This window comes from Pseudomonas sp. s4, assembly GCF_046764235.1.
Classification (GTDB): domain Bacteria; phylum Pseudomonadota; class Gammaproteobacteria; order Pseudomonadales; family Pseudomonadaceae; genus Aquipseudomonas; species Aquipseudomonas asiatica.
Genome location: NZ_CP177209.1, coordinates 1,325,858 through 1,343,245 on the forward strand (window position 1 = coordinate 1,325,858; position 17,388 = coordinate 1,343,245).

Consider the following 17,388-nt stretch of genomic DNA (forward strand, 5'->3'; position numbering starts at 1 on the left):
ATGCTGCTAGATTGCCATCATTGGTTCTGAGTGCTCATGCCATGCGTATCGACGGTTTCTCATCACAGTCCTATCCGATCAAGCGCACGCCGCGCAAGGCAGCTGTGCGTGACGAGGCCATCGATGATGCCGAGGTGATCGAGGAGGTCGAGACCGCCCCTCAGGAAACCACCGCTCGCCGCCGCAGTGGTGGCCTGCCAGCACGCCAGCAGGACATGATCTTCCCCCGCGCCCGTGACCGCCGCACCGCTACCGCATTGGCCAGCTACCTGAGCACTGCCGGTTTTACCGACTGGGACATGGAAGTACTGGGGCTCGACCTGTACATTTAGTGGATGAGTCCATCACCACTGCCTTATTTTCTCGGTTGCCCGTCATGGAGCGAAAACGCCTGGCGCGACTACCTGTATCCCGTCGACGCCAACAGCGGTGAAATGCTCGGCTACTACAGCCAGGTGTTCAACGCCGTCGAGGGCAATACCACTTTCTACGCACGTCCTGCACCCGGCACCATTGCGCGCTGGGCGCAGATCATGCCCGAACACTTTCGCTTCACTGCCAAGTTCCCCCGGGACATCAGCCATGAAGGCGACCTGCGCGATCAGCTGGAACCGGCCTCTGACTTCACCCGCCTGATGGCCCCGTTGGGCCAGCGCGTAGCGCCATACTGGCTGCAGTTGCCGGCCCAGTTCAGCCCAGCACGGCTGGGCGAGCTTTGCCACTTCCTTGACGAAGTCGGAGTGCCGGTGGCCGTGGAGGTGCGTAACCAGGCTTTCTTCGCCAAGGGTGAAGAAGAGCGGTTGCTCAACCGCCTGCTGCATGAGCGCGGTGTGGAGCGTATCTGCCTGGACCCGCGCGCCTTGTTCAGCTGCACCTCTCGTGAACCTGCCGTGCTGCATGCGCAGGCGAAGAAGCCCAAAGTACCGCCTCGCCCGGCAGCCTTCACCCAGCACCCGCAGGTGCGCTTCATCGGCCACCCGCAGCTGGAGGCCAACGAGGCCTTTCTTACCCCCTGGGTGGACAAGGTCGCCGCCTGGATCGAGGAAGGCCGCAACCCCTACATCTTCCTGCACACCTCGGACAACCGATTGGCCGCGGCATTGGCCCAGCGCTTTCATCAACGCCTGATGCAGCGCCTGCCGGGCCTTGCCGCGTTGCCGGAATTGCCGCGCACCCCCGCGGTCGAACAATTGGGGCTACTCTGACCTTCCCCTGACTGCCGGAGGTTGAACCATGGATGTGCAAACCCTGCGAGCCGAAGCCTTCAAGGCCCTGCACGAGCGTGACAGCGCCTTCGTCATCCCCAACCCGTGGGATGCCGGCTCGGCCAAGTTGCTGGCCAGCCTGGGCTTCGAGGCGCTGGCCACCACCAGTGCAGGCCTGGCTTTCAGCCTGGGCCGTCCGGACGCCGAAGGCGCCTTGAGCCTGGACGATACCCTTGATAATGCCGGGGAGATCGTCGATGCCACCCCGCTGCCGGTGGCTGCCGACTTGGAGAACGGCTTTGGTGACCTGCCCGAAGATTGTGCCCAGACCATCCTGCGCGCTGCCGAGGCTGGCCTGGTAGGCGGTTCCATCGAAGATGCCAGTGGCCGCAGTGAAGCGCCCATCTACGACTCCGGGCTGGCCGTGGAGCGCATTCGTGCAGCTGTGCAGGCAGCGCGTAGCCTGTCGTTCCCGTTCACCCTGTGCGCCCGGGCAGAGAACCTGCTGCACGGGCGCATGGACCTGGACGACACCATCCTGCGCCTGCAGGCCTATGCCGAGGCCGGTGCTGATGTGCTGTACGCGCCAGGGCTGCGGACTGTCGAGGAAATCCGCGCGGTGGTGCAGGCCCTCGCGCCGCGGCCGGTGAATGTGCTGATGGGCATGGCGGGCGTGCCGCTGAGCGTCAACCAGTTGCAGGACCTGGGTGTACGCCGCATCAGCGTCGGCTCGTCGCTTGCCCGTGCCGCGTTGGGGGCCTTCCACCGGCTGGAGATTCGCGATGAGGGCACCTTCGGCTATGGGGAGCAGGCGCTGCCATTCGCCAAACTCAACGACCTGTTCCGCCGCTGATGAGGGCCGTGCTGGCGTTGCTGGCCAGCCTGTCGCTGCTTGCGGGGCTGGCCTGGCACCTGGGTTGGCGGCTGCCCGCCGCGTGGAACCCGTGGGCGCCGCTCGACGTGCGTCAGCCCCCCAACCTGCTGACCCCGTACAAGTTGTCTCGCCTTCGCGATGACCCGACGCTGTGTCGCCTGGCACTTCAAACCAGCCAGCTGCGCTACCGGGCACAAGCCGACAGTTCGGCTACTGCCAACTGCCCATTGCGGAACGTATGGCGTATCGACGGTGGTCAGGCGCGGCTCGGCGGCAGCTTCCTGGCCAGTTGTCCGTTGGCAGTGGCGTATGCACTGTTCGAAAACCATGGGCTGCAGCCTGTGGCGCAACGGGTGTTGGGGCAGCCGGTGGTTCAGATCGACCACCTGGGCAGTTTTGCCTGCCGCAATGTCTACCACCGCAAGCAGGGCCGGCTGAGCCAGCACGCCACGGCCGATGCCCTGGACATCAGTGGCTTTCGCCTGCGGGACGGCCAGCGCATCGTCCTTGCGCGGGACTGGCAGGCGGGCGGGCAGAAAGCGGAATTCCTTCGTCAGGTGCAGCGGGCGGCCTGTGACAGCTTCAGCACGGTACTGGGGCCGGACTACAACGCTGCACACCACAACCACTTTCATATGGACATGGGCCGCTGGCAGATCTGTCGCTGAGCGTGGGCGCGTTCAGGCGTGGGCGCGCACATTGTTAAGCACCACCGGGCGTGCCCAGTGGATGTCGAACTCCAGGTCGTTCTGTTGCTTGGCCAGGGTGGCGTCATCGAACGGTTCGGGCGCCGGGTCCAGCAGGTTGGTCTCGAACTCGGCGATCGGCAGGAACAGCGAGCGCGGAGCAGGGCCGGGGCCGGGCTCGGCAATCGGGTGACCTTGGCTCATCACCACCGGGCGTAGCCAGCTGTTGCTGATATCGAGCTGGCGCTGCTGCTCGATCAGCTCGACTGCGCTGAACGGCTCGGGGGCGGGCGGCAGCAGGTTGGCTTCGAGTTCTGCCTTGGGCAGGAACAGTGGCTCGGGCGGTGCCACGATGGTGTCGTGCACCGGGCAGGCACGCTGGGCGTCGATCAGGGCTAGCGCCCGGGCGCCCCCGATCGGCTCGCCACTGCTCTGGTCGTATTGCACGAACGACTGGCTGACGCTGTCCACGGGCTCTTCCTGCTGCTCGGCCATGGCCCGGGCGAAGAAATCCTGCCACAGGTGGCTGACGCCCCCGAGTGCCTGGGTGTTGTGCTGACTGTAGTTGCCGACAGGCGACAGGTAGGTCAAGCCGATGGGAAGAGTATCTGACATGGCAGTCGCGCGCGTTGTGCTCTGGCAGAATAGCGGGATATTGCCTGTATCGGCCGAAGTAGCCGATACATTAACGGCTGGGTTCAATTTCTAGGTGTGAATGATGGAAGAGCAGGGCACAGGTATCCGGGTCGAGGCGTTGTCGGCTGAATTCGAGGCGCAAGCTGCTGCGTGGGCCGAGCGCCTTGAGCTGCCGCTGCAGGACGATGCTGCCGGGTTCGCCGTGCAGGTGGGCGTTGATGGCTTGCAGATCCAGCAATTGGGCCCGCAGGCCCCGGGGCCGGTGCGGGTGGACTTTGTCGAAGGCCAGGCCGCGCACCGGCGCATGTTCGGTGGTGGCAACGGGCAGATGATCGCCAAGGCGGTGGGCATTGCCCAAGGCGTGCGTCCGCAGGTACTGGATGCCACTGCCGGGCTGGGCAAGGACGCGTTCGTGCTGGCCAGCCTGGGCTGCCAGATGACCCTGATCGAGCGCCAGCCGCTGATTGCCGCGCTGCTGGAGGACGGCCTGGCGCGGGCCCGTGCGGATGAAGAGGTGGGGCCGATCGTGGGGCGCATGCGCCTGCTGACCGGCAACGCCATCGAGCGCATGCGCGCCTGGGAAGGCGAGGCGCCACAGGTGATCTACCTCGACCCGATGTTCCCGCACCGGGACAAGAGTGCGCTGGTGAAGAAGGAAATGCGTGTGTTCCGCCCGTTGGTCGGTGATGACCTGGATGCCCCGGCCCTGCTCGAAGCCGCCCTGGCGCTGGCCAGCCACCGGGTGGTGGTGAAGCGGCCGCGCAAGGCGCCGATCATCGACGGGCCGAAGCCGAGCCATAGCCTGGAGGGCAAGTCGAGCCGGTATGACATTTATCCGAAGAAAGCGTTGAGAGGCTGATCGCAACTGCGAGATCATCTTGTCAGTCTGGCCTCAATGCTAGTCCATGCGGATTTTTGCTACTTCCTTGTCGATGTAATTACCTGTGAAATCATCGAGATTTTTCGAACGTGGCCTTCTTCTGGGCCACGTAGACGACGGCTGATCTGGCCTGTTGTAGAAGGTAGAAGTGGTCGGGGCACCGTTGCTACTGTATTTGGCCTTAAATTCTTCAAATCTTTTTGTTACTTCTTCAAAACCTTTTGTTACATCTTCAGGGCTGATTTTTGCCGCGTCGACGTATCGTGTTCTGCCATTGAATTCGTCACGCGTAAGGCTCGTTAAAATGGATTCTTGGGAAGTGGCGTTGAGGATTCTATTTTTACCTATTGTTCTTACTTCGGGGGATTGGGATATTGCCTCCTTCATCCCTTTAACTTTTTGGGCTGCAAAGTGTCGTGTAAGTATTTTGTATTCTCGGGATGTCAAACTGGGGTTGTTCTCGTACAGGCGAAGAATGATGTTTTTTGCGCGGTATCCTCCGGTCACGAATTTTAGTATCGAAAACATACCGCTAGGATCCGATCTGTTAATGGGATCATTGGTACAGTAAGCGTAAGCATTGATTCCCCCTTTTTCGAATGGGGACAAGCTATCTGCACTGTGAAAGCGCATCAGTCCCACGTTGAACAAGCGATGGCCATTACCGAGCAGGTAACCGATGGCTGAGGGTAGCCAGGTTTGCCCGGTAAAGCGGGACAGTACCTGGTAAGAGGCCGGTAAACTGTCATTGCCATAAGGGCTGTAGGCAATGGCCGTTTGGCTTCCTGCATGGGCGGTAACTGTCGACGCTTGGGCATCGGTGGCCAAAAGCTGTGTTGGCGTGGTTTGGTTGGTCGTTTCGCACAGATTCTGGTGGTTGGCGCTGACGACTGTGAAATGAGCACTGCCTGAGTGCACTGTCGAGAGTTTGCTGCCCTTGTAAAAAAGTTTGAGTGTTTGCATGGACATGGTCGCGTTCTATTGCGGACGAGTACATGAGAGTCTGTCAGGAGGGGGGCTGGTCAGATACTGGCAAAAATGTCAGGTAGTGCGCCGGTTGGGGCGCAGTAACTGGCATACGGGGTTCTACAAAGTGACCGCGTATGCCAGAAGGTGCTTTCAGGGTAGGTAAGCTCGCAAGAATACCCCCACCACCTCGCGCACATGCGCTTCTGCCTCGTCACCTTCCAGCGGCCCGGCACACCCCAGCAGCAACCGATAATCCGGCGCGCCCTTGACCAGGCAGAAGAAGTGTTCGGCAGCTCGCAGCGGGTTTTCGATGCGCAGCAGCCCGCGCTCATGCGCCCCGCGCAGCAAAGCTTCCATCCCCGCCAGCACGCGCTTGGGCCCGGCTTCGTAGAAGTACTCGCCAAAGCTCGGGTCGAGGCTGCCCTGGGCCATGATCAGGCGGCTTAGTTTGACCGCTTCATCGCTGCTGATCAGCGCCTGGAAACCACGGGCAATGGTCAGCAGTACCTCTTCTACCGGCACACCGTCGGGGTACTCGAACAGCAGGTCGGGCAACTGGATCTGGCAGGTTGCCATGACCGCCGAGCCGAAAAGCGTCTGCTTGTCGGTGAAGTGGCTGTATACGGTGAGCTTTGAAACACCTGCCGCCGCAGCGACCGCATCCATGCTGGTGTTGGCGTAACCGAGGCTGAGGAAAAGGGCTTTGGCTGCTTCGAGAATTGCCTCGCGTTTGGCCAGGTCCTTGGGCCGGCCCGGGCCGATGGGTGCGTCGTTGGACATTGTGGTCTGCATCTGGTTGGAGAAACACCATCTTAACGGTTCAGGCGCCATCCGGCTAAAGCCTGCGGGGAAAACCTGTGTGGCGGTAAATTGACGAGATAATTTTAACGTGTGTAACTTCGCGCCATTCGTCGATTAGTTGACTTTTCGTCGCATGCAGGAGTGCCCTCATGGGGGCGCCCGATGAGCCCAAGACATTGATTTTCAGGGGCGGGACGGGGTGAGCATGGCTCCCATCCACAGGGGGCTTGAGGTGCTGCCTGCCGGCGCGAGGGACTGGCAGCAGGCAAGGTTCGCCTAGACTCCACCGAAGGGTCTGTAGGAAAAGGCTTACAAGGGGAGGACATGGAACGTTTTTCATGGGAGACAGTAGGAGCAGCCTTGTGCTGCGAAGAGGCCGGTACAAGCAATAGAGAGGCTTTGTCAGTACCGGCCTCTTCGCAGCACAAGGCTGCTCCTACAGAACCTCGCCGAACCAATGAGTCATGTTTTGTTATATGAGCCGGCTTGCCGTCGATGGGCCGCAAAGCGGCTCCACTTCGCTTAACTGACTGGCATTGCGCTGCGAGGGTGGTTTCCAGGGCACCCTCGCAGGTTTCACGTACGCAGTGTTTCAGGCGCTGCCGTTGAAGATGTCGCTGTTGAAGATATCGACCCCGACCAGGGTGATGGTCGTCGTCTGCCCGCCGGATTCGGCAATGGAGATCCCGGTGATCGAGTTCATCAAGGAAACCGAGACCTGGCCTACGACGTCAAATTGCAGTTCAGTGCGACGCTGACGGACAAAGATGGCGACTCGGCGAGTAGCACGTTCGACGCCAACCTGTTCGCCAACGAATCGGGCAACGCACCGTTCGACTTCACCCTGGTTGGCACGACTGGCCAGCGCGATGCCTTCAACGTCGACCTGTCGACCGATCAGCTCCTCTACCAGGTCAGCGGGTTCGATGCTGGCGCGGGGCAACGAGACACGCTGGTGCCCAATGGTGATCCGAACGCCGTCGTCCAGTCGATCGACAACACTGGCGCAGACAGCATCTGTAGCGAGGCTTCGGTCGGGTCGGGTACCCCGAGTCCTATGCCTTCGGCAACCTGATCGGAACCGGAAGTATCCTGCCGCAATATGGGTTCTGGGACAGTACGATCGGCGCCGACGGCCTGGGGGCTACCGGTCTGGCCTTTGAGGTCGACGGCGGCCCCGTTCTCGACGAGTACGCGGTTGTGATCCTGTGTGGTGGTGTACTCGATCTTACGTCATTGACGACGGTCGGGTTCGCGGTGGTGAACATCAGGAACAGGTTCTGGCCGGAGGGGGCGTTGGCCAGGCTGAATAACAGGTCCTGACTGGTGCCGATGAACACCTTGTTCAGCAGATTGAGCGCGTCGTCGGAGTTGCTCGTGTCCGGATGCTTCAGCGGTTGGTATTCCACCGTCCAGATCTTGCCGCCGCTGACGGGCGATCCGGTTTCTTCGATATAGCCCGCGAAGATGATCGCGCCTGTTGGCCCGCCAGCCCGGCCCAGCACGATGTTGTTGTCTGCAACGAGGTCGTTTCGTCCAGCGTCACGCTCACACCGGTCGCGGTGATGATCGGCGCGCTGTCTGTGAACGAGGCCGTGGCCCTCACCACTGCCGGTTGTCGAGGCCTGACCACAGGCCTCTGTAATAGACCTCCACTATGGCGAAGCGCCATGAGCTGCGCATCGGCTGATACTCCTAGGCGGACTGGGAGTATCGGACTATATGGCCCTGGCGCCGGGAGCCCGAAGGCGCACGGTCACATGCCGTTCAACGCACGCCTGCCGTATTCGGCTGCAACCTCTTCCCGGCATCCGTTGCCTGACTTAATATACTCTCCAGTACAAATATTGAATGTGCCCTCCGCGAAAGGATTCATCATGTTGCGCCATGCCTTGTTCATTGCTCTGTCTGCCGCTGCCGCGCTGTTGCTGGCGGCGTGCGGCCAGGAAGCCGCCCCACCGGCTGCGCCGCGCCCGGCGCTGGTGGTGCAGCCGCAGCCGGCCGAAGCCGCTGCCGACAGTTACCCCGGCGAAGTGCGTGCACGCTTCGAGCCGGAACTGGCTTTCCGCATAGGCGGCAAGGTCAGCAAGCGCCTGGTCGAGGAGGGGCAGCGGGTAAAGGCCGACCAGCCGCTGGCCGAACTGGACCCGCAGGATGTGCGCCTGCAACTGGAGGCCAACCGTGCCCAGCTGGCAGCCGCCGAGGCCAACCTGTCGCTGGTGCGCGCCGAGCGCGATCGCTACCAGAAGCTGCTGGACCGGCAAATGGTCAGCCATTCCCAGTTCGATAACGCCGAAAATCTCTACCGTGCCGGCCTGGCCCGGCTGAAACAGGCCAAGGCCGAGTTCGACGTGGCTGGCAACCAGGCTGAATATGCTGTGCTGCGCGCCCCGCAGGCCGGGGTGATCGCCAAGCGCCAGGTGGAAGTGGGCCAGGTGGTCGGCGCAGGGCAGACTGTGTTCACCCTGGCTGCAGATGGCGAGCGGGAAGTCGCCATCGGCCTGCCGGAGCAGCAGTTCGCCCGCTTTGCCGTGGGCCAGCCGGTGAGCGTGGAGCTATGGTCGCACCCGCAGGAGCGCTTCCAGGGGCGTATCCGCGAGCTGTCACCGGCTGCCGACCCACGTTCGCGCACTTTCGCTGCCCGCATCGCCTTTACCTCAGCCGCCACCCCGGCGGAGCTGGGCCAGAGCGCCCGGGTGTTCATCGCCCACGAAGGGCTGATCCCGTTGGCGGTGCCCCTGTCGGCAGTCACAGCGGAAAACGGCCAGGCCTACGTCTGGCGGGTCAACAAGGACAGCCGCCTGGAGCGGGCAGTGGTGCGCCTGGGGCCCTATGGCGCCGACAGCGTACCCGTGCTCGAAGGCCTCGCCCCCGGCGACTGGGTTGTCGCCGCGGGTGGCCATGTATTGCGCGAGGGCCAGGAGATACGCCCCGTGGACCGTACCAACCGCGTAGTGAACCTGACGGCCAAGGAGTAAGTCCCGATGGGTTTCAACCTTTCTGCCTGGGCGCTGCGCAACCGCCAGATCGTCCTGTTCCTGATGATCCTGCTGGCGGCCATTGGCGCCATGTCCTACACCAAGCTCGGCCAGAGTGAGGACCCGCCGTTCACCTTCAAGGCCATGGTCATTCGTACCCTGTGGCCCGGTGCCACTGCTGAGGAAGTGTCGCGTCAGGTCACCGAGCGCATCGAAAAAAAGCTGATGGAAACCGGCGAGTACGAGCGGATCGTCTCGTTCTCCCGCCCGGGCGAATCGCAGGTCACCTTCATGGCCCGCGACTCGCTGCATTCCAAGGACATCCCCGAGCTGTGGTACCAGATCCGCAAGAAGGTCGCGGACATCCGCCACACCTTGCCGCCGGAGATCCAGGGCCCGTTCTTCAATGACGAGTTCGGCACCACCTTCGGCAATATCTATGCACTGACCGGTGAGGGCTTCGACTACGCGGTGCTCAAGGACTATGCCGACCGTATCCAGATCCAGTTGCAGCGGGTCAAGGACGTGGGCAAGGTCGAGCTGATCGGGCTGCAGGACGAGAAAATCTGGATCGAGCTATCCAACGTCAAGCTGGCCACCCTCGGCGTGCCGCTGGAGGCCGTGCAGCAGGCCCTGCAGGAGCAGAATGCGGTCAGCACCGCCGGTTTCTTCGAAACGCCCAGCGAGCGCCTGCAACTGCGGGTGAGCGGGCGCTTCGACAGCGTCGAGCAGATCCGCCAGTTCCCCATCCGCATAGCTGAACGCACCTTCCGTATCGGCGATGTGGCCGAGGTGCACCGCGGCTTCAACGACCCGCCCGCACCGCGCATGCGCTTCATGGGCGAGGATGCCATTGGCCTGGCGGTTTCGATGAAAGACGGCGGCGACATCCTGGTGCTGGGCAAGGCATTGGAAAGCGAGTTCGAGCGCCTGGCACGCAGCCTGCCGGCCGGCATGGAACTGCGCAAGGTCTCGGACCAGCCGGCGGCGGTCAAGGCCGGCGTGGGCGAGTTTGTCCAGGTGCTGGTCGAGGCGTTGGTCATCGTGCTGCTGGTGAGTTTCTTCTCGTTGGGCCTGCGCACGGGGCTGGTGGTGGCGCTGGCCATCCCGTTGGTGCTGGCCATGACCTTCGCCGCCATGCACTACTTCGGTATCGGCCTGCACAAGATCTCCCTCGGCGCGCTGGTGCTGGCCTTGGGCTTGTTGGTCGATGATGCGATCATTGCCGTGGAGATGATGGCGATCAAGATGGAGCAGGGCTACGACCGCCTCAAGGCGGCCAGCTACGCCTGGAGCAGCACCGCGTTCCCGATGCTCACCGGCACCCTGATCACGGCGGCGGGCTTCCTGCCCATTGCCACGGCGGCCTCCAGTACGGGCGAGTACACCCGTTCGATTTTTCAGGTGGTGACCATTGCCTTGCTGACCTCCTGGGTGGCCGCCGTGGTATTCGTGCCTTACCTGGGCGAGCGCCTGCTGCCGGACCTGGCCAAGCTGCATGCCTCCCGTCATGGCAAGGACGGCCACGCGCCAGACCCTTACGCCACACCGTTCTACCAGCGTGTACGGCGTGTGGTGGAGTGGTGTGTGCGGCGGCGCAAGACGGTGATCCTGCTGACCATTGCCGCCTTTGTCGGCAGTATCCTGCTGTTCCGTTTCGTGCCCCAGCAGTTCTTCCCGGCCTCAGGGCGCCCGGAGTTGATGGTCGACCTGAAACTGGCCGAGGGTGCCTCGCTGGCCAACACTGCCGAGCGGGTCAAGCAACTGGAGGCGTTGCTCAAGCAGCAGGAAGGTATCGACAATTACGTGGCCTACGTGGGCACCGGTTCGCCGCGTTTCTACCTGCCACTGGACCAGCAGCTGCCGGCGGCCAGCTTCGCCCAGTTCGTGGTACTGGCCAAGTCGATGGAAGACCGCGAGCGCCTTCGCAGCTGGCTGATCAGCACCATGGACCAGCAGTTCCCCGACCTGCGTGCCCGGGTCACCCGCCTGGAAAACGGCCCGCCCGTGGGTTACCCGGTGCAGTTCCGGGTGACTGGCGAGCACATCGAGAAGGCCCGTGCGCTGGCCCGTGAAGTGGCCGACAAGGTGCGCCAGAACCCGCATGTGGTGAACGTGCACCTGGACTGGGAAGAGCCGAGCAAGGCGGTGTTCCTCGAGATCGACCAGGACCGCGCCCGCGCCTTGGGCGTGAGCACCGCTCACCTGTCGAGCTTCCTGCAAAGCTCGCTGACCGGCACCACGGTCAGCCAGTATCGCGAGGACAACGAGTTGATCGAGATCCTGCTGCGCGGCACCCGGCAGGAACGCAGCGAGCTGGGCAACCTCGGCAGCCTGGCACTGCCGACCGACAATGGCCAGAGCGTGGCGTTGTCGCAGGTCGCGACCCTGGAGTACGGCTTCGAGGAGGGCATCATCTGGCACCGTAACCGCTTGCCGACGGTGACCGTGCGCGCCGATATCTACGACAAGGAGCAGCCGGCGACGCTGGTGAAACAGATAGAACCGACCCTGCGTGACATTCGTGCCAAGCTGCCGGATGGATATTTGCTGGAAGTGGGCGGCACGGTCGAGGACTCCGAGCGCGGGCAGAAGTCGGTGAATGCCGGCATGCCGCTGTTCGTGGTGGTGGTGCTGAGCTTGCTGATGATCCAGCTGCGCAGCTTCTCGCGCACGGTGATGGTGTTCCTCACCGCGCCGCTGGGGCTGATTGGCGTGACCTTGTTCTTGCTGGTATTCCGCCAGCCGTTCGGCTTTGTCGCCATGCTTGGCACCATTGCCTTGGCGGGGATGATCATGCGCAACTCGGTGATCCTGGTGGACCAGATCGAGCAGGACATCGCGGCGGGGCTGGATCGCTGGCAAGCGATCATCGAAGCCACGGTGAGGCGCTTCCGCCCGATCGTGCTGACTGCTTTAGCGGCGGTGCTGGCGATGATCCCGTTGTCGCGCAGTGTGTTCTACGGGCCGATGGCGGTGGCGATCATGGGCGGGTTGATCGTGGCCACGGTGCTTACCCTGCTGTTCTTGCCGGCGTTGTATGCGGCTTGGTTCAGGGTGAAGAAAGCCTAGCGGCTGTCATCGCACTGTAGGAGCAGCCTTGTGCTGCGAAGAGGCCGGCACGGCAACATGAATTTTCATGTGCTGCCCCGGCCTCTTTGCAGCACAGGGCTGCTCCTACAAGGATTTGCGACAACCGGGATTCAGAGGGCGCCGAAGACCTTCTTGGCCAGGCTGGTAGCCGCTTCAGCCGGGTTCTGGCGAATGCTCTGCTCCTGCTTGGCAATCATCTCGAACAGGCCATCCAGTGCCTTTTCAGTCACGTAGTTCTCGATGCTGGCGCTCTTGGCATCGACCACACCCAACGCCACTGCCTGCCCGGCAAAGTTGTTGTACTGCTGAGCCAGGCCAACCTTGTCGGTAGCCTGCTTGACGATCGGCAGGAACTTGGCGCGGATCTGCTCGCGGCTGCTCTTGTTCAGGTACTGGGTGGCCGAGTCGTCACCGCCGGCGAGGATGCCCTTGGCATCGGTCACGCTCATGTTCTTCACGGCATCTACCAGAATCGCCTGGGCCTGCGGCACGGCAGCCTCGGCGGCCTTGTTCATGCTGGTTTCCAAGGCCTCGACCTGTTCACCTTTGCCGAACATCTTCATCGCCTTGGCGGCCTTGCCCAGGTTGCCAGGCAGTTCGATGCGCACGTCGGGGTTGTCGCTGAAGCCGCCCGGGGTGCTCAGCTGCTTGACGGCCAATTGTGCGCCTTGGGTCAGTGCATCCTTCAGGCCGCCAGTGGCGTCTTTCTGGGTCAGATCGCCAAGCGACAGGGCCAGGGCACTGGCCGACAGCAGCAGGCCGGCACACAGGGTGGTGAAGCGCAGGGAAGTGCGGATCATGAAGCTTTCCTTGTAAACAGATGAATACGGGTTTCAGCGGACCGGATCGACCTTGATCCGCACGGGCTGAGGGTCACTGCCGTCGAGCATGACACCGTGGTGCTCGGTGTTTATGAACAGCAGCTTGCCGTCCAGCTCGATGCGCGCGCTTACCGCATAGCGGTGGCCTGGCTTGACCTGGGCCGGGTCGTAGATGAGGTGGAATGGCAGCGGTACGTTGCTTTTGACCGGGCCAGCCTGGCGGGCCAGGGTAACCGCCGGGGCGTCCATCAGCGAGACGTCCTGCAGCTCCACGCTGAGGGTGGCGGCCGGTGGCAGGGCACTGCGTTGCAGGTAGAAGACTTCGCCATCCAGGCTGGCCTGGTTGGACGGGGTGTGGCTGGAACAGGCTGCTAGCAAGGATGCGCAACACAGCATAAAGAGCTTTTTCATGGTATCTCCGAAGTCCTTGGCGTTGGCTTGTGGCCAACCCCAGGGACTTTAGCGGATTTCTTCTGGTGGGTCCTTGATGAAGATGCGACAAAGACAAAGAGGGGGAGAGCAAGGCGAAGCGCAATATTCAGCTACGGCGCGGCGGTCGCAGGCTGATTGCCTCCAGTTCGGTAACGCTTGGAAGGGTCAGGCCGCGCAGCGTTCTCCCGGCGTACGGGGTCATGGTGTGTGGGTCGTAGTAGGCCACGCGCAGATGCAAGGGTTCGTCGTCATTGACTGTGTTGCCATCCAGGTACGTGGTAAGCGTCACAGGTCCGTGTGTCGGCCACAGGGCGGCACCGGCAATGTAGCTGGAGCTTCTGTTGCTGTAACCGTCTTCCTGGGTCCGATACAGGCCGAACGTCATGAGCGCCTGTGGCCTTAGCAACTCTTCGGGAATCTCGATGATGTTCTTCATCTCGATGATCGCGGGCGACAGGGGCTGCTGACTTTGCTCGCCAGGCTGGGCGGGTATCCTCAGGACCATGGGAGGGTTTGGCTCAGGCTGGTTGATTGCAAGTGGCATCGACAGGCTCAAGCCGTTTGGCTCTTCATTGACGCCAACACCATAACTGGCCACTAGCGTTGGTTCGGCACCTTCCGGCAGGCTATTGCGGTCCAGCAGCAAGTTGAAAGGCATTGCGACGCCAAGCGTCTGGCACCCCCAGGCGGCCAGGATGATCTTGTTCTCATCCGTGCCCAACTGTACGCGTACGCCAAGGTGCGGTGCGCCTTCAGCTGTATGGATGCACGACGGGACAAGCACGGTCCCGCGGATCTCGATGAAGTTGGCGGGTAGCATGTTGGTTTTCCTCGGTTCGGTCATGGGTACAGGCGCCAGTCACTCAGCGAGGTTGTCGCTGAACTGGCGACCGTTTTCGGTGGCAATCTGGTCGACAGTCACCCGTTGTGTACCCGATACCGTGGCTGGTTCTATCGAGTGACGGCTGGTGGTGATGTAGCGCAGTTGGCCGTCTATCTCGATGCGCACGGCGAGGGCATAGCTGCGGCGTGGGTCGATAAGGCTGGTATCAAACGTCAGCGGCAGATTGATCGGCATCAGGCCGCCACAGCGCAGACGCAACTCGGCAAGGCTGATGGAGCGCGCATCTGCCTTCGAAATATCGATCAGCTTCAATTCAACCAGGCCGGACGGTGCGAGCGTGTTATCGCCAGAGGAAACGATTTCAACGTCCAGCGTCTTCATTTGAGTCATGTTGGTGCTCCTTGAGAGGGATGTGCTGAAGAGCACCGTGATCCTGATCCCTCCCAAGGGCTGAGAGCAGCCTGAAAAGCTACCGCTGTATAACCTCCGCAGGCTCATCGCGGTGCAATGCCACCTGGCGGATCGACAGGCGCAGTTCCGCAGACAGCACGCGCTTGGCCACGCCTTCGGCCAGCTCGCCGAGCTTGTTGCGATAACCGAGCTTGCCTTGGGCGTCAGCATGTAGCACGCCTTGCTCGACCAAGGTCTGGATAAAGTGGCGGAACAGGGTCTTGTCGAAGAACTCCGGGGCGTTCAGGCCGTGCAGGATCGACAGGCGCTGGGCCATCATCACGCACAGGTCTTCCAGCTCTTCGGCGCTGAGGCTGTTCTGCCCGCTGTTGAGCAACAGCGAGGTGGCCATATAGAAACGCTGCAGGGTCTGGGTGATGGTGCGGGCGAGCAGGGTCAGCAACACGAACTGCCGCGAGCTGGGCGCCGGGCGAATGTAGATGGCGTTGTCCTGGCGCAGCAGCCCTTGCTCGACCAGTGCGGCCAGCCACTGGTCGATCACCGCATCCAGTTGTTCCGGCGTCCAGCGCAGGAACAGTTCGGCCTGCAGGTAGGGATACAGCGCGTGTACATACTGGCCCAGCAGTTCGCGGCTCATGCGCGAGCTGCTGAGGAAGAAGCTGGCCAGCAGCGCCGGCAGGGCGAAGATGTGCAGCACGTTGTTGCGGTAATAGGTCATCAGTACCGCGTTGCCTTCATCCAGGTACAGGATGCGGCCCAGGGCGTCCTTCTGCTCGGCCACCAGGTTCATCCCGCGCACGTGCTCGATCAGCGCCTGGCCGTCGCCGTCGGGCAGGGTGGTGTGCGGCGAGTAGGGTACCTGGCGCAGCAAGGCCAGGTACAGGTCGAGCACGCGGGTCAGGGCGCGCTCGTCCAGGGCCAGGCGGCTGGTGGACAGCAGCGCCAGCGCCACCAGGTTGACCGGGTTGATAGCGGCCGCCTCGTTGAGGTGGCGGGCAACGGTTTCGCCCAGGCGGGTGGTGGTGGCGTTGAGCCAGGCCGGGCGGTACTGCGGGCCGTGGTCCTGTTCACGCCAGCCGGGTTGTTGCTGGTCGAGGAAACCGGCCAGGCGGATCGGCTCGCCAAAGTTCACGTACACCTGGCCAAAGCGCTGCCTGAGCGCGCCGAACACCTTGAAGATATCGAAGATCGACTCTTTCTTCTTGCTGGCACCGCGCAGCTCGCCCAGGTAGGTGCGGCCTTCGAGCACGCGCTCGTAGCCGATGTAAACCGGCACGAAAACGATCGGCGTACGCGACGAACGCAGGAAGCTGCGCAGGGTAATGGCCAGCATTCCGGTGCGCGGCTGCAGCATGCGCCCGGTGCGCGAGCGCCCGCCTTCGACGAAGTACTCGACCGGAAAGCCCTTGGTGTACAGGGTGTGCAGGTACTCGTTGAACACCGCGGTGTACAGCGGGTTGCCCTTGAACGTGCGGCGCATGAAGAAGGCGCCGCCACGGCGTAGCAGGTTACCCACCAGCGGCATGTTGAGGTTGATGCCCGCGGCCACGTGCGGCGGCGTCAGGCCGTTGCGGAACAGCAGGTACGACAGCAGCAGGTAGTCGATGTGGCTGCGGTGGCACGGCACATAGATCACTTCGTGGCCGGGTGCGATGCCTTGCACCTGCTCGATGTGGTTGACCTTGATGCCGTCGTAGATCTTGTTCCAGAACCAGCTCAGCACCACTTCGAGGAAGCGGATCGCGGTGTAGGTGTAGTCCGAGGCAATCTCGTTGCCATAGCGCAGGGCCTGGGCTTCGGCCTTGGCCAGCGGCAGGTTTTCGCGCTGCGCCTCTTCGACGATGGCCTGGCGCACCTGGGGCGCGTGGATCAGGCCTTTGACCAGGTTGCGCCGGTGCGAGATGTCCGGGCCGATGACTGCGGTCTTCAGGTTGCGAAAGTGCACGCGCATCAGGCGCTGGGCCATGCGTACGGTGCGTTCGTGGCCCTTGTTGTGCTGTACCAGTTCGCGCAGGTGAATGGGCGCGGAGAACTGCACCCGGGTCTTGCGCCCGAGGATCAGTACGGTCAGCAGCCGACGCAGGCGCCCGGTAACCGCCCAGCTGTCGGCGAACAGCAACTTCCACGGGCTGGATTCACTTGCCGGGGTCTGCCCCCAGAACACACTGACCGGAATGATCTGCGCATCCTCTTCGGCATGCTGGCTGACGGCGGCGACCAGGCGCTCCAGGGTGGGTGGGGCACCGCGCTTGTCATGGCGGCCGAGCCAGTCCGGGTCCGGGGTGAGGTAGAAGAATGCCGCAGGTTCCTGCAGCGGGCCAACCGCCACCGGCAGCACCGGGCGCGGCAGGCCCGCCTTGGTGCATTCATGGTCGAGCACGACCAGGTCGGTGAGCGCGGGCGAGGGCAAGGCATAGAACACCGGCCGGCTGCGGTCGAGCTTGAGGGTGAGGGAAGACTGGTTGATGGTCTCGGAGCGCACCCACAGGTACAACAGGCGACGCAGGGCGCCGAAGATCAGGCGGCGCAGGGGGGAACGGGTCATGGGGTGTGTGCCCTGGGGGTGGTTTTCAGGTGGGTATCCAGCCAATTAGTCTGCCGTATCCGCGCAAGTTCAGCAAAAATCGCCGAACGGCGCGACGGTCATCAAATTTTTTTGTTCTGTGTCATATACTCGGCCTGCCACTTGCAAGATATTTGCGCAAGCGGCGTCGACACAGGGAGGGACTCTGTGTCTGCAAGGCGATCTTCACAATAA

15 protein-coding genes and 2 pseudogenes are annotated in these 17,388 nt (G+C 62.6%); 8 read left to right on the forward strand and 9 right to left on the reverse strand.

The window, feature by feature from the left end; genetic code table 11:
• The first annotated feature begins 41 nt into the window (after positions 1-41).
• Genes ACK56M_RS06220 through ACK56M_RS06235 form a run of 4 tightly spaced genes read left to right on the forward strand, consistent with a single transcriptional unit; the run spans position 42 to position 2,747 of the window.
• Complete coding sequence (locus ACK56M_RS06220; protein WP_003259832.1) at positions 42-332, forward strand: hypothetical protein; 291 nt, start codon at positions 42-44, stop codon at positions 330-332.
• Positions 333-335: 3 nt separating this feature from the next.
• Positions 336-1,205 (forward strand): DUF72 domain-containing protein, encoded by an 870-nt coding sequence (locus tag ACK56M_RS06225; protein ID WP_100412970.1) that lies wholly within the window; start codon positions 336-338, stop codon positions 1,203-1,205.
• 28 nt (positions 1,206-1,233) lie between these two features.
• A complete protein-coding gene (locus ACK56M_RS06230) occupies positions 1,234-2,058 on the forward strand; it encodes an oxaloacetate decarboxylase (RefSeq protein ID WP_411959304.1) in 825 nt (274 codons plus the stop codon).
• Entirely contained in the window at positions 2,058-2,747 is a 690-nt protein-coding gene (locus tag ACK56M_RS06235; protein ID WP_015269170.1) for an extensin family protein, read from the forward strand. The genes ACK56M_RS06230 and ACK56M_RS06235 overlap by 1 nt, the downstream gene beginning before the upstream one ends.
• Before the next feature lie 12 nt (positions 2,748-2,759).
• Here the strand turns inward: ACK56M_RS06235 and ACK56M_RS06240 are convergent, their stop codons facing one another.
• The gene (locus tag ACK56M_RS06240; RefSeq protein ID WP_039612814.1) at positions 2,760-3,380 is read right to left on the reverse strand and encodes a hypothetical protein; all 621 of its coding nucleotides are present in this window, start codon (positions 3,378-3,380) and stop codon (positions 2,760-2,762) included.
• Between the two features lie 103 nt (positions 3,381-3,483).
• Here ACK56M_RS06240 and ACK56M_RS06245 point away from each other — a divergent pair, with 103 nt between their 5' ends.
• Positions 3,484-4,260: a class I SAM-dependent methyltransferase gene (locus ACK56M_RS06245; RefSeq protein ID WP_015269172.1), complete on the forward strand. Its 777-nt coding sequence runs from the start codon at positions 3,484-3,486 to the stop codon at positions 4,258-4,260.
• A 39-nt stretch (positions 4,261-4,299) separates the two neighbouring features.
• Here the strand turns inward: ACK56M_RS06245 and ACK56M_RS06250 are convergent, their stop codons facing one another.
• On the reverse strand, positions 4,300-5,250 hold the full coding sequence (locus ACK56M_RS06250) for an RHS repeat-associated core domain-containing protein (RefSeq protein ID WP_081013998.1): 951 nt from the start codon (positions 5,248-5,250) through the stop codon (positions 4,300-4,302).
• 150 nt (positions 5,251-5,400) lie between these two features.
• The gene (locus tag ACK56M_RS06255; RefSeq protein ID WP_015269174.1) at positions 5,401-6,042 is read right to left on the reverse strand and encodes a TetR/AcrR family transcriptional regulator; all 642 of its coding nucleotides are present in this window, start codon (positions 6,040-6,042) and stop codon (positions 5,401-5,403) included.
• A 686-nt stretch (positions 6,043-6,728) separates the two neighbouring features.
• Between ACK56M_RS06255 and ACK56M_RS06260 the strand changes: the two are divergent.
• A pseudogene (locus ACK56M_RS06260) lies at positions 6,729-7,126 on the forward strand (hypothetical protein); the annotation flags it as partial.
• Positions 7,127-7,283: 157 nt separating this feature from the next.
• On the opposite strand, the pseudogene ACK56M_RS06265 reads toward ACK56M_RS06260, so the two are convergent.
• A pseudogene (locus ACK56M_RS06265) lies at positions 7,284-7,568 on the reverse strand (hypothetical protein); the annotation flags it as partial.
• 360 nt (positions 7,569-7,928) lie between these two features.
• Between ACK56M_RS06265 and ACK56M_RS06270 the strand changes: the two are divergent.
• Both ACK56M_RS06270 and ACK56M_RS06275 read left to right on the forward strand, forming a co-directional pair.
• Positions 7,929-9,029: an efflux RND transporter periplasmic adaptor subunit gene (locus ACK56M_RS06270; RefSeq protein WP_015269177.1), complete on the forward strand. Its 1,101-nt coding sequence runs from the start codon at positions 7,929-7,931 to the stop codon at positions 9,027-9,029.
• Between the two features lie 6 nt (positions 9,030-9,035).
• The gene (locus ACK56M_RS06275) at positions 9,036-12,101 is read left to right on the forward strand and encodes an efflux RND transporter permease subunit (protein WP_015269178.1); all 3,066 of its coding nucleotides are present in this window, start codon (positions 9,036-9,038) and stop codon (positions 12,099-12,101) included.
• Positions 12,102-12,232: 131 nt separating this feature from the next.
• Here ACK56M_RS06275 and ACK56M_RS06280 read toward each other — a convergent pair whose 3' ends face one another.
• The 5 genes from ACK56M_RS06280 to plsB form a co-directional block, all read right to left on the reverse strand.
• Positions 12,233-12,922, reverse strand: coding sequence for a DUF4197 domain-containing protein (locus tag ACK56M_RS06280; RefSeq protein WP_015269179.1), 690 nt, complete (start codon positions 12,920-12,922; stop codon positions 12,233-12,235).
• 33 nt (positions 12,923-12,955) lie between these two features.
• Positions 12,956-13,354, reverse strand: a complete 399-nt coding sequence (locus ACK56M_RS06285) for a YbaY family lipoprotein (protein WP_217190056.1) — start codon at positions 13,352-13,354, stop codon at positions 12,956-12,958.
• A gap of 127 nt (positions 13,355-13,481) precedes the next feature.
• A complete protein-coding gene (locus ACK56M_RS06290; RefSeq protein WP_015269181.1) occupies positions 13,482-14,195 on the reverse strand; it encodes a hypothetical protein in 714 nt (237 codons plus the stop codon).
• A 39-nt stretch (positions 14,196-14,234) separates the two neighbouring features.
• Positions 14,235-14,609: a YbaY family lipoprotein gene (locus ACK56M_RS06295; RefSeq protein WP_100412972.1), complete on the reverse strand. Its 375-nt coding sequence runs from the start codon at positions 14,607-14,609 to the stop codon at positions 14,235-14,237.
• Positions 14,610-14,688: 79 nt separating this feature from the next.
• Positions 14,689-17,175, reverse strand: a complete 2,487-nt coding sequence (gene plsB, locus ACK56M_RS06300) for a glycerol-3-phosphate 1-O-acyltransferase PlsB (RefSeq protein ID WP_054573221.1) — start codon at positions 17,173-17,175, stop codon at positions 14,689-14,691.
• Positions 17,176-17,388 lie beyond the last annotated feature (213 nt).

Bases quoted from the DNA above. Each gene is read 5' to 3' on its own strand.
- ACK56M_RS06220 (WP_003259832.1), top strand. From the start codon at position 42: ATGCGTATCGACGGTTTCTCATCACAGTCCTATCCGATCAAGCGCACG.
- ACK56M_RS06225 (WP_100412970.1), top strand. From the start codon at position 336: ATGAGTCCATCACCACTGCCTTATTTTCTCGGTTGCCCGTCATGGAGC.
- ACK56M_RS06230 (WP_411959304.1), top strand. From the start codon at position 1,234: ATGGATGTGCAAACCCTGCGAGCCGAAGCCTTCAAGGCCCTGCACGAG.
- ACK56M_RS06235 (WP_015269170.1), top strand. From the start codon at position 2,058: ATGAGGGCCGTGCTGGCGTTGCTGGCCAGCCTGTCGCTGCTTGCGGGG.
- ACK56M_RS06240 (WP_039612814.1), bottom strand. From the start codon at position 3,380: ATGTCAGATACTCTTCCCATCGGCTTGACCTACCTGTCGCCTGTCGGC.
- ACK56M_RS06245 (WP_015269172.1), top strand. From the start codon at position 3,484: ATGGAAGAGCAGGGCACAGGTATCCGGGTCGAGGCGTTGTCGGCTGAA.
- ACK56M_RS06250 (WP_081013998.1), bottom strand. From the start codon at position 5,250: ATGTCCATGCAAACACTCAAACTTTTTTACAAGGGCAGCAAACTCTCG.
- ACK56M_RS06255 (WP_015269174.1), bottom strand. From the start codon at position 6,042: ATGCAGACCACAATGTCCAACGACGCACCCATCGGCCCGGGCCGGCCC.
- ACK56M_RS06270 (WP_015269177.1), top strand. From the start codon at position 7,929: ATGTTGCGCCATGCCTTGTTCATTGCTCTGTCTGCCGCTGCCGCGCTG.
- ACK56M_RS06275 (WP_015269178.1), top strand. From the start codon at position 9,036: ATGGGTTTCAACCTTTCTGCCTGGGCGCTGCGCAACCGCCAGATCGTC.
- ACK56M_RS06280 (WP_015269179.1), bottom strand. From the start codon at position 12,922: ATGATCCGCACTTCCCTGCGCTTCACCACCCTGTGTGCCGGCCTGCTG.
- ACK56M_RS06285 (WP_217190056.1), bottom strand. From the start codon at position 13,354: ATGAAAAAGCTCTTTATGCTGTGTTGCGCATCCTTGCTAGCAGCCTGT.
- ACK56M_RS06290 (WP_015269181.1), bottom strand. From the start codon at position 14,195: ATGCTACCCGCCAACTTCATCGAGATCCGCGGGACCGTGCTTGTCCCG.
- ACK56M_RS06295 (WP_100412972.1), bottom strand. From the start codon at position 14,609: ATGACTCAAATGAAGACGCTGGACGTTGAAATCGTTTCCTCTGGCGAT.
- plsB (WP_054573221.1), bottom strand. From the start codon at position 17,175: ATGACCCGTTCCCCCCTGCGCCGCCTGATCTTCGGCGCCCTGCGTCGC.